13 protein-coding genes and 1 pseudogene are annotated in these 14816 nt (G+C 39.8%); all 14 read left to right on the top strand.

The window, feature by feature from the left end:
• The first annotated feature begins 4 nt into the window (after window positions 1–4).
• Window positions 5–985, top strand: a complete 981-nt coding sequence (locus FBD94_RS10405; RefSeq protein ID WP_136880177.1) for a hypothetical protein — start codon at window positions 5–7, stop codon at window positions 983–985.
• On the top strand, window positions 985–1917 hold the full coding sequence (locus tag FBD94_RS10400) for a glycosyltransferase family 2 protein (RefSeq protein ID WP_136880176.1): 933 nt from the start codon (window positions 985–987) through the stop codon (window positions 1915–1917). The genes FBD94_RS10405 and FBD94_RS10400 overlap by 1 nt, the downstream gene beginning before the upstream one ends.
• The gene (locus FBD94_RS10395) at window positions 1908–2921 is read left to right on the top strand and encodes a glycosyltransferase (RefSeq protein ID WP_136880175.1); all 1014 of its coding nucleotides are present in this window, start codon (window positions 1908–1910) and stop codon (window positions 2919–2921) included. Before FBD94_RS10400 ends, FBD94_RS10395 begins: the two co-directional genes overlap by 10 nt.
• Window positions 2888–3955, top strand: coding sequence for a glycosyltransferase (locus tag FBD94_RS10390; protein WP_136880174.1), 1068 nt, complete (start codon window positions 2888–2890; stop codon window positions 3953–3955). The genes FBD94_RS10395 and FBD94_RS10390 overlap by 34 nt, the downstream gene beginning before the upstream one ends.
• On the top strand, window positions 3909–5138 hold the full coding sequence (locus tag FBD94_RS10385; protein ID WP_136880173.1) for a glycosyltransferase family protein: 1230 nt from the start codon (window positions 3909–3911) through the stop codon (window positions 5136–5138). The genes FBD94_RS10390 and FBD94_RS10385 overlap by 47 nt, the downstream gene beginning before the upstream one ends.
• Window positions 5128–6411: a glycosyltransferase gene (locus FBD94_RS10380; RefSeq protein WP_235884438.1), complete on the top strand. Its 1284-nt coding sequence runs from the start codon at window positions 5128–5130 to the stop codon at window positions 6409–6411. The genes FBD94_RS10385 and FBD94_RS10380 overlap by 11 nt, the downstream gene beginning before the upstream one ends.
• On the top strand, window positions 6408–7523 hold the full coding sequence (locus tag FBD94_RS10375; RefSeq protein WP_131609235.1) for a glycosyltransferase family 4 protein: 1116 nt from the start codon (window positions 6408–6410) through the stop codon (window positions 7521–7523). The genes FBD94_RS10380 and FBD94_RS10375 overlap by 4 nt, the downstream gene beginning before the upstream one ends.
• Window positions 7516–8919, top strand: a complete 1404-nt coding sequence (locus FBD94_RS10370) for an exosortase Y-associated Wzy-like protein (protein ID WP_136880172.1) — start codon at window positions 7516–7518, stop codon at window positions 8917–8919. The genes FBD94_RS10375 and FBD94_RS10370 overlap by 8 nt, the downstream gene beginning before the upstream one ends.
• A complete protein-coding gene (locus tag FBD94_RS10365) occupies window positions 8919–10067 on the top strand; it encodes an XrtY-associated glycosyltransferase XYAG1 (RefSeq protein ID WP_136880171.1) in 1149 nt (382 codons plus the stop codon). The genes FBD94_RS10370 and FBD94_RS10365 overlap by 1 nt, the downstream gene beginning before the upstream one ends.
• Window positions 10060–10917: pseudogene (locus tag FBD94_RS10360) on the top strand (glycosyltransferase family 2 protein); the annotation flags it as partial. The gene FBD94_RS10365 and the pseudogene FBD94_RS10360, both read left to right, overlap by 8 nt.
• Complete coding sequence (locus tag FBD94_RS10355; RefSeq protein ID WP_136880169.1) at window positions 10910–11452, top strand: putative colanic acid biosynthesis acetyltransferase; 543 nt, start codon at window positions 10910–10912, stop codon at window positions 11450–11452. The pseudogene FBD94_RS10360 and the gene FBD94_RS10355, both read left to right, overlap by 8 nt.
• Window positions 11449–12417, top strand: a complete 969-nt coding sequence (locus FBD94_RS10350) for an MraY family glycosyltransferase (protein ID WP_136880168.1) — start codon at window positions 11449–11451, stop codon at window positions 12415–12417. Before FBD94_RS10355 ends, FBD94_RS10350 begins: the two co-directional genes overlap by 4 nt.
• Window positions 12418–12448: 31 nt before the next feature.
• A complete protein-coding gene (locus tag FBD94_RS10345) occupies window positions 12449–13156 on the top strand; it encodes an FkbM family methyltransferase (RefSeq protein WP_136880167.1) in 708 nt (235 codons plus the stop codon).
• Window positions 13157–13267: 111 nt separating this feature from the next.
• Window positions 13268–14491, top strand: a complete 1224-nt coding sequence (locus tag FBD94_RS10340) for an ATP-binding protein (RefSeq protein WP_136880166.1) — start codon at window positions 13268–13270, stop codon at window positions 14489–14491.
• The last annotated feature ends 325 nt before the right edge of the window (window positions 14492–14816 follow it).

The following is a 14816-nucleotide window of genomic DNA, read 5'->3' as shown; positions in this document are numbered from 1 at the left end:
TGATATGATGATTGAAACTGTAAACAGACAAATCTTAACTATAGCCAATACGAAGAAAGCATATTTTGATATGGCGATAAATTTGGCAAGATCATTTATCTGGTGGCATCCTGACAGCAATATCAAATTTAAAATAGTCACAGACCTTTCCGAAAATTTACCCTCCGATCTGGAGAATCTCATCCAATTACAACATGTGCGACCAGGCGAACTGGGCATTGGCTTTTCCGCTAAACTCCACTTAGACAGACTTGCTGATGATGGGCAAACCTTATTCATTGATAGCGACTGCTTAATTTTTGGTAATCTGGACTTTATTTTTGAGCGCTTTAAAAACCATAAGGTATCTGTTATCGGCAGCTATATCACAGAGGGGGAATGGTTTGGTTCCATAAAAGAAGTGTGCGATCTATTTAACGTCCCGCACTTACCGAAATTTAACGGGGGTATCTATTATCTCGAAAAAGGTAAAGCAGCTGCTGATGTATTTTTAACAGCCCGTACACTCGAAAAAAGATATGACGAAATCGGTTTTATAAGGCTCAGAAATAACCCCAACGATGAAATGCTGATGGCCTTAGCGATGCAGCTACATGGCCATACACCTATACCAGATGATGGCATGATGATGAGCGACCCACAAGCCTGCCCCGGAGGATACGCTATCGATGTGATTAGGGGAAACAGGTGGTTATTAAATCCAGCACCACCTAGCCTTAAACACCAGGATTGGTACCCATTTCTCAAGGTCTCCCCCGTAATATTTCATTTTTTGGGTTATTATACACAACATCACCCTTACAAACGAGAAACATATAGGTTAAAAATGAGAGCCAAAAACCGATTAAACCATTTTACAGAGGGGTATGCAGTCATAAAATTTACTGTCCCCGAATATTTTAAAAGTAAATTAAAAGATAGGCTTAGGCCATTATACCATTTCCTTTTTGGAGTACGAAAAATAAAACCTTCAAACCGCATTTAATGAACGTAAGTATCATTATTCCAACCTATAATCGTCTGTGGTGCTTACCTCATGCTATAGACAGTTGCAGAAATACAAAATGCAAAACAGAAATTATAGTGGTAGATGATGGAAGTACAGATGATACCTGGGAGTGGTTATCCCAGCAAAAAGACTTAACCATTATCAAACAAAACCACTTGGGTAAATGCTGGGCTGCAAACCGGGGATTCGAAATTGCCACTGGAAAATATATCCGGTTTTTAGATTCCGACGACCTATTGACCAAAGGTGTGATCGACGAACAATTTCAACTGGCAGAAGACCAGCATAGCGATGTGGTAGTAAGTGGTTATCAAATTATAGATCAGCAAGAAAATCTGGTGCATAAACAATTGTGGCTATCCTGCAATGATTTTGTTGCGCAACAACTTGGAGAGTGTGATGGGTCACATTACTCTGCCTTCCTATTTACACGGGAATTACTCCTTGACATTCCGCACCGACCAGACTATGCTTTTAGAGACGATAGAATGTTAATTTTGGAGGTAGCGATTAAGAATCCCAAATTGGCTGTTCACAGCGGATATGCCTTATTACACAGGGCACATGAAAGCGACAGGCTGCAATTCACTTCCGGATTGCAGCATTCGGTGCAAAACCACCAACACCTGGCTATCTATAGATACATCATTGATAGGCTAAAATCCTATGATGCATTAACCTATCGCAGGATTTCAGCAGCAATAAACATACTTTGGCCATTATCACATTGGATGGCAAAGCATCATTTAAATGACGCCATAAGACTATTTAATTGGATAAAAGAGCTTGACCCCGAATTTAAATTCCCTGAAAAAGGAGGCCTACTACTGGCCTACAGAATTCTCGGTTTCAAAAAAACGCAACAATTGCTGAGGTTGAGAAGGTTATTAAAACCGAAATGGCTATAAAACCGCTTAATATATTTTATAAAGAACCGGATCCCGACAGGTGGTTTAAATACGACCGTTATCTCAGATCGGTTATTCGCTACCTTATAAGAGGCAAACAACGTCCTGGTGGAGTCATGTTAATCGCCCTTAGTTTAATGAAGGGTCTGGATAAATTGGGCATTCCCTATCGGTTTAATGATTTCGCTCATATCCGCAAACATCCTGACGAAATAGCTTGTATTATAGGCAAGCCTCATCTATTGTTTGAAAGGAGCTGGATCAATCCAGTGATATTTGGAGCCGGGGTCTTTGCTCACCCAATCGACCACCCTGATTTGTTCAGTAAATACCCAAATGTGAAACGATTTTTGGTGCCGGGAGATTGGATGAAAAAGATGTGCGAACCTTACTATGGGGATAAAGTACTAGCATGGCCAGCAGGAATTGATACAGACCATTGGTCGCCATCATGGAATGCCGATAAAGAATTTGACTTTCTGATTTATGATAAAAGAGGGAAGACTGATCTGCCAGCTCAAAAATTTATGCATACTATCCTTAGCGAATTTGCTAAAAAACAGTTAAAACATCAACTCATCAACTATGGAGACTATAGTCCGGCAGAATTAAAGACCAAGCTGGCCAATTCAAAAGCTGTGCTATTTTTATCCAGGCATGAAACACAAGGCCAGGCTTACCAACAAGTCTTATCCACCAACACCCCCATACTTGCATGGGATAAAGGCGGATATTGGCAAGACCCTGCCTATTTCCCGTATAAGGTTAAATATGAGCCTGTAAGTGCTGTCCCTTATTGGGATGAACGCTGTGGACTCAAATTTTCTGAGATTGAAGAGTTTCCCCTTAAACTGACACAGTTTCTTAAAAATATGCCTGAATATAAACCCAGGCAGTATATTCTTGAACAGCTTACCCTGGAAAAGAGTGCCCAAATGTATTGCAACATTGTTGAACAAGTGCGTAAAGAATGCCAACAAAGTCCAATCCCCCTCTCCGTATAGCCATAACCGCTGATCCTCAAATCCCTGTTCCACCAGTTTTTTATGGTGGTATCGAACGTATTGTACATCTGCTCGTAACGGCACTCAGCAAACAAGGTCATGAGGTTACTTTATTTGCGCATCCAGATTCAAAAGTATGCTCCAAATTAATTGGATACTCAAATGCAACAGGCAACAGCACAATCGATCAACTTCAAAATACCTGGACCATTAACAAAACGATACTCAGTAAAAAGTTCGACCTGGTACACAGCTTTGGAAAACTAAGTCACCTATTACCGATGCTACCACTAAGCATCCCCAAGCTCATGAGTTACCAGCGCGAACCAACTCTTGTTCAAATCAAAAAAGCAGTTCGTATTTCCCGAAAAGACAGCTTATGGTTTACAGGTTGCAGCAATTATATAGCTGATCAAATTAAACCTCATGCACCTGCATATGCCATTTACAATGCAGTAGAAATGAACAAATACATTCCCCAGGTTGAATTACCTGCAAATGCGCCTTTGGTATTTCTAGGCCGAATTGAGCCCATCAAAGGCACACATATCGCCATTCAAGCAGCCTTAAAAACCGGCAAAACGCTGGTGATTGCAGGCAATATCTCCCCCGGTCATCAGGATTACTTTGATCAACAGATAAAACCTTTTTTAAACGCCGCGATCACCTATGTTGGACCTGTAAATGATCATCAAAAAAACGAACTCCTTAGTCAATCGGCGGCGCTATTGATGCCTATTGAATGGGATGAACCTTTCGGAATCGTTATGGCAGAAGCCTTGGCTTGTGGAACACCTGTAATTGGCTTTAAAAGAGGGGCCGTTCCAGAGATCGTAAAACATGGGCTCAATGGATTCATCTGCTCCACAATAGCTGAGATGACACACTTTATCCACCGTATATCTGAAATAGACAGAAAAGAAGTTAGAATGGATGCTGTACTTCGTTTTTCATCCGAAGTAATGGTTAGCCAATACCTAAAAATTTATGCAGATCTTATTAATTACAAGCGGTCAACCCTCCTTAAATCCTAGATTGGTAAAGGAAGCCGATGCGTTGAGTTCCGCAGGGCACAACGTAACGGTACTCTACGCCTACTGGAATGAATGGGGAACTAAGTTTGATCATGCTTTGTTAAAATCTAAAAAATGGAAAGCAATACGCATTGGCGGGGCACCTAAACAAAATAAAGCATCTTATTTCCTTACCCGACTGATTCATAAATTAGCAACGATAGGCGCTAAAAAAGTAAGTATTCCTTTTTTTGCAGAAACAGCCATTGCAAGAAGCAGTTTTATGCTTTCTATGGCTGCAAAGAAGTATCAGGCCGACCTCTATATCGCCCATAATCTGGGTGCGCTACCAGCTGCTGTAAAGGCCGCCCAACACAACCATAAGTCTTGTGGATTTGATGCCGAAGATTTCCACAGAAATGAAGCTAGTGATGATCCCCATAGCTTTGATGTAAAGTTAAAAACCTACATAGAGCAGAAGTACCTACCCAGAACCAATTATTTAACAGCAAGTAGTCCTCAAATCACAGCTGCTTATCAAGTCCTATTTCCGTCCAAAGCTATCGTTACCATACTTAATGTTTTTAGTTCTGTTTCTGCTGTCAGTATCCCTAAAACGGATCCCATTTCCCCTATAAAACTCTTTTGGTTCTCTCAAACAATTGGCAGCCAACGAGGGATTGAAACATTAATTCAAACACTAAATAACTTACCTGCTGAAAGTTTTGAATTGCATTTACTGGGTGGCTTCCAACATCAAGGCAGCAAAGCCTACTTTGAAAAATTAAGGACACCAAACTTATATGACCTACGTTTTCATCCACCTATTGCGCCCGATGAATTGATCAATTTTGCCGCGCAATTTGATATAGGACTAGCCTTGGAGCCTTCTTTCTCCAAAAACAACGACCTGGCCCTAAGCAATAAAATTTTTACATACCTACAGGCAGGATTAGCCGTAATTGCCAGTAATACCACAGCACAACGAGGTCTTTTAACAGCCCATCCGGAAATTGGCCGCTTATATGAAACGGGCGATACAAGATCTCTTTCCAATGCACTTTTGCAATATGCCGAAAACAGGGATCAGCTTGATCAAGCCAGACAGGCATCTTTAATGCTAGCACGCAACAAATTCAACTGGGAAATCGAGCAGGTCAAATTCTTAAAAGTTATTCAGCAAACCTTAAATCTTGAATCCTAAAGTCCTTATTATTTCGCCCTACTTTGCCCCTTCTAATGCTGCAGACACGCATCGCATACGGATGAGCCTGCCCTATTTTGCACAAAATGGCTGGGATGCGGAAGTCGTTATCGTGAACCAACAGCATTCTGATCTGATGAAAGATGAATTGTTAAAACAGAGCATCCCTGCAGGTATCAAAATTCATGAGGTCTCAGCATTTAATAAAAAGTGGACCGCCAAATTTGGTTTAGGAAGTCTCGCTTTAAGATCCATGTGGTTCTATAAACAAAAGGTCGATCAATTACTTAAAGCACAAAAATACGAGTTGATCTATTTTTCAACCACCCAATTTCCGCTTTGCATTTTAGGCGCTTATTGGAAAAAACGCTTTGGAATTCCCTATGTGATAGATATGCAGGATCCCTGGCATTCTGACTATTATCAGGATAAGCCTAAAAATCAGCGGCCAGCCAAGTATTGGTTTTCCTATCGCTTAAATAAATACCTGGAACCACTCGCTATGAAACATGTCGATGGGCTGATTAGTGTATCAGCCGCTTATCTCTCCGTTTTACAAAAGCGTTATCCCCGCATTGCGCGCATTCCTTCTGCAGTGATTACATTCGGAGTGCTTGAAGCGGACTTTGTGATCGCAAAATCCAACAAGCATCAATTTAAAGAACTGCTGAATCCTGGGAAAGTTAACATTGTATGCGTAGGTCGCGGAGGAGCGGATATGCAGAAGCCGGTAAGCCTGGTATTTGAGACTTTACAAAAAGGATTGCAGGAAGAGCCCGGCTTGTTTAATCAATTACATTTTTACTTTATTGGAACTAGTTATGCACCTTCCGGCCAGGGCTTGCCAACCATACTACCCATCGCCACCAAATACCAGGTTCAAGACCATGTAACAGAGATTACTGACAGAATCAGCTTCTACCATACCTTGCTTAGCCTTCAACAAGCAGATGCCTTATTTATTCCCGGCTCGGACGATCCACAATATACCGCTTCGAAAATATATCCTTATCTACTCAGTAAAAAACCTTTACTGGCCATATTTCATCAAGACTCCAATGCCATTGATGTGATCAATGAATGCAGCACCAATACCACTTTAATTAAGTTCTCTGATGAGGACAGCAATAGTAAACTGTCCCGTGTTTTAACCGATTGGGCAAATATGTCCTTAGTCCCACTGCAACTTACACCACAGATAAAGAAGTACAGCGCGACCCATCTCACATTACGGCAAACCGAATTGTTTAACAGAGCCATTCATCAACGGTGAAGAAACTAGCCATCATTACTACACACCCTATTCAATACTATGCACCAGTATTTAAACTATTGGCGGGCACTGAGCAATTGAGCATTAAGGTTTATTATACCAGAGGCGAAGAAACGCTGCAACAGTTTGAACCAGGCTTTGGGAAGGTGATCAGCTGGGATATTCCTTTATTGGAAGATTATTCATACCAATGGGTACAAGCAAAGGATCTAACAGTACAGGTGGCGACCTGGCAACCAGATGCCGTACTGGTATATGGCTGGGCCTTTAAAGGTCACTTGAAATGCTTACGTTTTTTCAAAAACAAGATCCCTGTATATTTCAGGGGTGACTCTACACTATTAAACGAGCCAAAATGGTTAAAAAAATTATTGAGGACGCTGTTTTTAAGATGGGTCTACAAACATATAGATCATGCATTTTATGTTGGAACCAACAATAAAGCATATTTTAAAAAACATGGTTTAAAGAACCATCAGCTCAACTTTGCCCCCCACGCCATTGATAACGCACGCTTTGAAGATGAGCAGGAAAGTGTAAAAGAATTAAGATTATCCTTTAACATCCGTCCCGATGAGATTTTAATACTATATGCAGGAAAATTCGACCTGGTAAAAAATGTAGATCTATTACTATCAGCGTTCATTAACATGAATAACCCAAGGGCTCACTTACTCCTAGTCGGAAATGGCATAGAAGAGCTTAATCTTAAACAGAAGGCACAACAAAGCACATTATCGGCAAATATTCACTTTGTACCCTTCCAGAACCAATCCCAGATACCTGCATTTTATCAGGCGTCTGATTTATTTTGCCTGCCCTCCACTAGCGAAACCTGGGGACTAGCAGTAAACGAGGCTATGGCTTGCTCAAAAGCAGTTTTGGTAGCTGACAAAGTGGGCTGTGCTGTTGATTTGGTAAAGGACGGATACAATGGATGGATTTTTAAAGCCCAGTCTTTAACCAGCTTAACCCAGCATTTAACATTATTAGTTAACCAAGGCAAAGATGGCCTAACACAGATGGGGACAAATTCAAAAGAAATCATCAACCATTGGACCTTTCAAAAACAAGTCGCAGCTATTGAAACTGCAGTAATAAAGCATGGATAATCACCTATCTATTGAACGATACCTCATCCTATTTATTCCGTGGATATTGGCATTGCTATGTATAGACTACCCTATATTATCCTATTTACTGGCTTGGTCGGGCTCCTTTTTCATCTTTTACCTGACTTTAACAGGGCGGATAAAACCTTTGCCTAAGGACCTCTCCATAGCCGAACAGCTGATGCGGCCCATTTTTCTGGTACAGTTCATCTTTGCCGGCTATATGTGCTGTACTTCTATTTTTTACCTCCTTGATGTGTTGGGTTATGTTGATTTTAATTCGGTAAGCAACGCTTATCTAGTAGACCAAGAAAAGTTAAGCCTTACCGCGCAATGTCAACGGTATTATTGTCTTGCACACGCTTCCTTTGTTACCGGAATACTGGTTTTCATAAACACTGCTCTGGCCCCAAAGTATACATATGATCGGTCTCAACTCAGTAAACTGATTTTTACCATGGCCTTAATTACCCTCGCACTATCCATTTCACTTACCTTTCTCGACGGCTTATCGCAATTTTCTCACCAACTCGATACCTTGAGCTTCATTGCAGCCACCCTGGCACTCGCTTTTGCCATACCTGAAAAAAAAATATGGAGCACCCTTTTTTGCCTTTTCATTTATGGATTTAATTCGTACCAGGCATTGATATCTGGCTTTAAAGAGCCTATCATCTTGAGCGTTCTCATACTGGGCGTTTTTTTATATCCCAATTATAAAAAAATAGTATTCATCACTTTTGTGCCCATACTGCTACTGCTTTTCATCTTGCTACCCACCTATAACCGTATTTTTCGGGAACAGGCCTGGTCGGCCGATGTTGCTGCAGATCAAGCTGGCGTATTTGCTCTTGAAGCTACGCTTGACCAGGATGATCCTGATAACAATTGGTCCTTTTTCACTTATCGCTTAAGCGAAATCGACATGTTTACCAAATATGTGAAAGCAACACCAACTCACATAGATTACTATGGATTCGACCTGGTTCAGCAATCATTGCTATCTATGATACCACGAGCGCTCTGGCCATCCAAACCCAATACCGAGCAGCTCGTTATGGAACGTGTTTATAAGGCAGGCGTGATACATCGTGGTTCAAAAGCTTCTGCCAAACCTGCATTCATCGTAGATGCCTACCTTTCTGGAGGGGCTGTAGGAATTTTCCTCTGCCTATTTATCTATGGCACCGTCTGTCAGCTAATCGCCAACAAAGCAGAGACCTTATTTGGTGGCTATATCTTAGGTACTGCCCTCTTGTTTACAGGATTATTCCAAATATTCTGGCGCGGACAAAGCTTTGAATTTTTAATCAACTCTGTCTTCTGGAGTTACATCAGCATGCTATTGATTTTTAACGCATTGCGTTTTACACAAATATTAAAACCAACAAACTGATGAACATTTTACAAATTAATGCCTCCTATAAACCCGCTTACATTTATGGAGGGCCAACCATGTCTGTCTCAAAATTGAGTGAGCAGTTGGTTAAAAATGGCTGTGGTTTGGAAGTATTTAGTACAACAGCCAATGGACCTACTGAATTGCAAGTTGTTAAAGGGCGGTCACAAAATATAGAAGGTGTTTCTGTCAGGTATTTTAAGCGAATCACTAAAGACCATAGCCATTTCTCTCCACACCTACTCATTACCCTATGGAAAGAAGTTCGCAATTTTGACTTGGTACATATTCATGCCTGGTGGAATCTCGTATCTATGCTTTCGTGCTGCATTGCCTTATTAAGGAATGTCCCAGTTATTTTATCACCCCGTGGCACCTTAAGTGACTATTCTTTTGCAAACAAGCATGTTTCTATAAAAAAGCTATTCCATATAATTTTAGGGAAATTTTTACTTAATCGTTGCCATTTACACACCACTTCGGAAAGGGAAGAGGAAGCCATTGAACAGTTGATTAAACCAAAAAGTATTTCTACCATATACAATGCGGTAAGTCTGCCGCTATACATTCCTGCTCCTGACCATGGAAATGAGACAGTTAAACTCCTCTTTCTTTCCCGAATCGACCAGAAAAAAGGGCTTGAATTATTGTTTGGTGCCTTAGCTGATCTTAGCTTTTCATACCAACTCACCATTGCCGGAACCGGAGAGGAAACCTACATCGCAGAACTAAAAGCACTAACCAGGCAGTACCAGATCCACAATCACATCAACTGGGTGGGTTTTAAGGGCAGCGACAAATTTGACCTCATTGCCCAGCACCACCTCCTTGTCCTTCCATCCTATGATGAAAACTTTGGCAATGTGGTTATTGAAAGTTTATGCGTGGGTACAGCAGTTCTCATCAGTGGGGCTGTTGGATTGGCAAAATATGTAGCGAAGAACAATCTGGGTTGGATTTGCGACACTAATATCGGTTCGATTAAAGACTGCCTCCACACCATGTACCACAATCCAGGTAGGTTAGCGATCATCAGAGAATTTGCGCCTGTTGTTATTGTCAATGAATTTAATGAGGACAAACTCATCAAACAGTATCTTAAAATGTATCAACAAATCATCAACCCAAATTACAAGAATGGGTAATCCTCATTTCAGCTTCGTTATTTTAACTTATAATGAGGAACAGCACCTGCCAAGATTATTGAGCTCTATTTACGGCCTATACGCTACCGTTTATGTATTAGATTCGGGAAGTACTGATCAAACCGTAAGCATCGCCAAGCGGTTTGGCGCCCAGGTTAAACAACAGTCCTTCCTAAATCATCCGCACCAGTGGCATTATGCGCTCAAAAATTTCGACATCCAAACCCCATGGGTTATTGGTCTTGATGCCGATCATATTGTATCGGACGAACTAAAGCAACGATTGTTGGATTTTAAAGATCAGGATTACCCCAATATAGATGGAATCTATTTCAATCGTAAAAACTATTTTAAAAACAAATGGATCAAAAATGGTGGGTTATACCCCTTTTATCTGTTAAAAATGTTTAGATATCCCGTCGGATATTCTGATCTGAATGAGCTCATGGATCATCGCTTTATTGTCCCGGGCAAAACGACAATTTGGAAAGACGGCCACTTGCTGGAAGAAAACTTGAAGGAAAACAATATCCGCTTCTGGATAGATAAACACAATACTTATAGCGACCTATTGGCACGGGAAGAGGTAGAACGTCGGCAGCTACTAAGGGCACAAACTGTAAAACCCTTATTTTGGGGTAGCCCCGACCAAAGGACGGCATGGCTTAAAAAACTATGGTGGCGAATGCCATTGTTCATAAGACCAGCCATCTACTTTATCTACCGTTATATTTTCAGATTGGGAATCCTTGATGGCTACCAGGGCTTTCTTTTCCACTTCCTACAGGGCTTTTGGTTTCGTTTGATGGTGGATGTCAAAATAAAAGAAATCATAGATACTGATGAAAAAGACTGACCTCTCACTTTACAATAATGCTGCTTATCATCCGGGAGCCAACTTAATTAAACGGACCTTATGGTTCTACCTAAACGCATTATTCTTTAAAACATCCCTGATTCCACTAAGCTCCCTAAAAGTCTGTCTGTTGCGCTTATTCGGAGCTTCAGTAGGCAAAGGTGTAGTGATCAAACCTTGTGTAAATATTAAATATCCCTGGCTACTACAAATTGGCGATCATTCCTGGATTGGCGAAAACGTTTGGATCGACAACCTCGTTAAAGTACATATTGGCAACCATGTTTGCTTATCCCAGGGTGCATTACTCCTCAGTGGTAGCCATAACTATAAAGACCCAGCTTTTGGGCTAATTACAGGAAGCATCATTTTAGAAGATGGCGCATGGATTTGCGCAAAAGCAATAGTAACTCAGGGCATCACCGCGGGAAGCCATTCCATTCTCAGTGCAGGATCCATAGCCACAAAAAACCTGGAAGCCTATACCATTTATCAGGGGAACCCTGCCACAAAAATCAAACACCGATGATACTGTATTTTTTTATCCTGGTCACTTCTCTTTTTATAACCCTAGTCATTATCCCCTCAATTATCCATGTTGCGCGAGACCGTCATTTATATGATGATTTAGGTCACCTTCGGAAAATTCATAATCCTGGAATCCCCCGTTTAGGTGGCGTAGCTATATTTCTGAGCTTTACCATTACTTTATTGCTTTGGGACATTAACACGCCCGAATTACCTATCAACTACCTGCTTACAGCCTGTACCATGCTTTTTGCCATAGGGATTAAAGATGATCTGGCTGGAGTGGGTCATCACACCAAATTCCTTATAGAATTTATTGCCGGATTAATCCTTGTTATCCCCGGTAATATTCGCATCAGCAACTTGCATAATTTCTTCGGTATATACGAGTTGTCTTATTTCCACAGTGTGATTCTATCTGTACTGATTATTGTATTTATCATCAATGCCTTTAACCTGATTGATGGGATAGATGGCTTAGCAGCCACTACAGGGATTATCGTAAACAGCGTATTTACCGCACTGTTCATCAAGCTTCATCATTACGAACTTGCGGCAGTTTCATTAGCACTTGTAGGTGCAATTTTGGGATTCCTGAGATTTAACTTAACTCCAGCTAAGATCTTTATGGGCGACACCGGCTCTTTGTTAATCGGATTGATTTCTGCGGTAATGGCCTTAAAGTTTATTTCGGTAAATGACGCTTTCGAAATTGAATCTGCTTCACAGGTATCATCCTCTTTAGGAATTGTCTTGGCGATACTGATAGGGCCAATTTCTGATACATTGAGGGTATTTATCATTCGCCTGGCAAAAGGAAAATCTCCTTTTCAGGGAGATCGAAACCACATTCACCACCGTATGTTGATATTAGGATTTACACATTTGCAAACCACACTCATTTTAGCTTTACTTAATGGAGTTATTATTTTACTCGCCTTCACTTATTTTTTTGTCGTAAGTTAGCACCCGTTATTTGGTAAGAAAAAAATAGGACATGATCAAGAAACTGCTAAAAAAGCTTAAGCAAAATATTAAAATTTTAACTGGAGCAATCACTTCCATAAAGGCAGAGACTAAGATTAACCATAAATGGTACGGGAATACTTACGGAGGATTTTACGTTCACCCAAATGTTTTAAATAGTAAATCTATTGTCTATTCATTCGGAATCGGTGAAGACATTTCATTCGATAGGGAGATGATAAAAATGCACAACTGTCAGGTTTTTGGATTTGACCCAACGCCTAAATCTATTGACTGGATTAAAAAGGAACAGTTGCCATCAAACTTCTCTTTTTTCGAATATGGGATTGACACCATAACCGGTTTTGTAAACTTCAATTTACCCAAAAACCAGGATTTTGTATCTGGGAGTATCATAGCTCATAAAAATGTAGACGAGAAAAATATGGTTTCTGTCCCTATGAGAAGCTTCAACGACATCACAAAAGAATTAGGTCATACGCATATAGATGTATTGAAAATGGACATTGAAGGTAGTGAATATCATGTAATTGAAAGCATTCTTTCTTCTACCATTCAAATAGATCAAATTCTAATAGAGCTTCACGAAAGGTTCTTTGAAGACGGAAAATCGAGAAACCAGAGATTACTACAGTCTTTTAAAAATCATGGTTATGAGATATTTGCTGTATCAGATTCTCTTGAAGAGGTCTCTTTTATAAAAGTTAAAACAGTCTAGCGAACGAGGAAAAGTTATAAGTATACTTATAACTTTACAACAAAAAAGAGTAAATTATAATTATACTTATAATTTATAGCTAACTTTACAATAGTTATAAGTATAATTAAAATGAAACAGCAAGCAATCCCTTCTTCTCTAATTGAGCGACCGAGTTATATAGAGCAAATCACTCCATATATAAAAAAGAACTTAATAAAGGTGATTTCTGGCCAAAGAAGAGTAGGAAAAAGCTACCTATTGTTTCAATTGATGAAACTGATTCAGGATTCAGAAAAAACAGCCAACATCATTTATATCAACAAAGAGGATCTGCAGTTTGACTTCATCAAAAATGCAAATGACCTCAATGAATACATACTTTCCCAACGTAAAGCAGGACAACACAATTACATATTTATTGATGAAATACAGGACATTACTGATTTCGAAAAGGCACTAAGGTCATTATTATTAGACGAAAACAACGACTTATACGTCACTGGAAGCAATGCAAAAATGCTTTCGGGAGAGTTAGCCACCTATCTAAGTGGCAGATATATTGAATTTAATGTTTATAGCCTTTCCTATCCGGAGTTTCTTTCTTTTCATCATTTAAAAGACACAGACCAAAGCCTTGCTCATTATTTTAAGTTCGGAGGTTTACCTTATCTGATCAACCTCCCACTCAACGATCAGGCATTCGAATACCTTAAAAGCGTGTATTCTACAATTATATTCCGGGATGTGGTTAGCCGGTATAATCTGAGAAATAGCCTTTTTCTGGAAAAACTGGTGTTATTTTTAGCAGATAGCATAGGCAGTCTATTTTCCGCAAAAAGAATCAGTGATTATCTAAAATCTCAACAAACTAATCTTGCGCCCAATCAGATACAACTTTACAACAGCTACCTTACCAGCGCTTATATTATACATGAAGCAGCCCGTTATGACATCATCGGCAAAAAAATTTTTGAAAGTGGCAGCAAATTTTACTTCGAAAACACAGGATTAAGAAATGCAATTATCGGATACAAGCCTAATGATTTAGGCAAAATACTAGAGAATGTAGTTTATAACCACCTTTTATATCTGGGATATAAAATAAAGGTTGGAACCATGAACACTCAAGAAATTGACTTTGTATGCGAACGTAATGGAGAATTACTCTACGTTCAGGTGGCCTTAAGGCTAGATAGCGAAGCCACCATAGAACGTGAATTTGGCAATCTGCTCCTTATATCCGACAATTACCCAAAAGTTGTTGTTACCAACGACCAATTTACCGGGAATACCTACCAGGGTGTTGAACATATAAACATCAGAGACTTCTTAATGCGTAAAAGGATTGGATAAGATGCTAAAAAGGGCTGTAACGACTGTGAGGGCACTGAAAAAGTTCCTCATTTATGAGCCAGCTTAAGGAACGATCAAGTAGAACATGTTTTTTACTTGATCGTTTTTTTTATTGAACAAAGTTGAGATTTCGTTATACTGATTTTTTGATCAATATATACCTGTCTTTTTCGAAGGATAAATAAGCATTTTGGTTGCAATTGACTGGATTTAACTCAGATTTATTGAATATTAGATCAGTTTTAGGATTCTTTTTAAGTTTACGGTAAAAATTGCCATAGCCCCCTGCATTTCCATATTCTGTATTCCATAGGAAGTCGCACGT

It is taken from the genome of Pedobacter hiemivivus (genome assembly GCF_005144565.1).
GTDB lineage: Bacteria > Bacteroidota > Bacteroidia > Sphingobacteriales > Sphingobacteriaceae > Pedobacter > Pedobacter hiemivivus.
The sequence above is the reverse complement of the archived record's forward strand: the minus strand, read 5'-3'. Positions and strand labels throughout refer to the sequence as shown.

Bases quoted from the DNA above. Each gene is read 5' to 3' on its own strand.
- FBD94_RS10405 (WP_136880177.1), top strand. From the start codon at position 5: ATGATGATTGAAACTGTAAACAGACAAATCTTAACTATAGCCAATACG.
- FBD94_RS10400 (WP_136880176.1), top strand. From the start codon at position 985: ATGAACGTAAGTATCATTATTCCAACCTATAATCGTCTGTGGTGCTTA.
- FBD94_RS10395 (WP_136880175.1), top strand. From the start codon at position 1,908: ATGGCTATAAAACCGCTTAATATATTTTATAAAGAACCGGATCCCGAC.
- FBD94_RS10390 (WP_136880174.1), top strand. From the start codon at position 2,888: ATGCCAACAAAGTCCAATCCCCCTCTCCGTATAGCCATAACCGCTGAT.
- FBD94_RS10385 (WP_136880173.1), top strand. From the start codon at position 3,909: ATGCAGATCTTATTAATTACAAGCGGTCAACCCTCCTTAAATCCTAGA.
- FBD94_RS10370 (WP_136880172.1), top strand. From the start codon at position 7,516: ATGGATAATCACCTATCTATTGAACGATACCTCATCCTATTTATTCCG.
- FBD94_RS10365 (WP_136880171.1), top strand. From the start codon at position 8,919: ATGAACATTTTACAAATTAATGCCTCCTATAAACCCGCTTACATTTAT.
- FBD94_RS10355 (WP_136880169.1), top strand. From the start codon at position 10,910: ATGAAAAAGACTGACCTCTCACTTTACAATAATGCTGCTTATCATCCG.
- FBD94_RS10350 (WP_136880168.1), top strand. From the start codon at position 11,449: ATGATACTGTATTTTTTTATCCTGGTCACTTCTCTTTTTATAACCCTA.
- FBD94_RS10345 (WP_136880167.1), top strand. From the start codon at position 12,449: ATGATCAAGAAACTGCTAAAAAAGCTTAAGCAAAATATTAAAATTTTA.
- FBD94_RS10340 (WP_136880166.1), top strand. From the start codon at position 13,268: ATGAAACAGCAAGCAATCCCTTCTTCTCTAATTGAGCGACCGAGTTAT.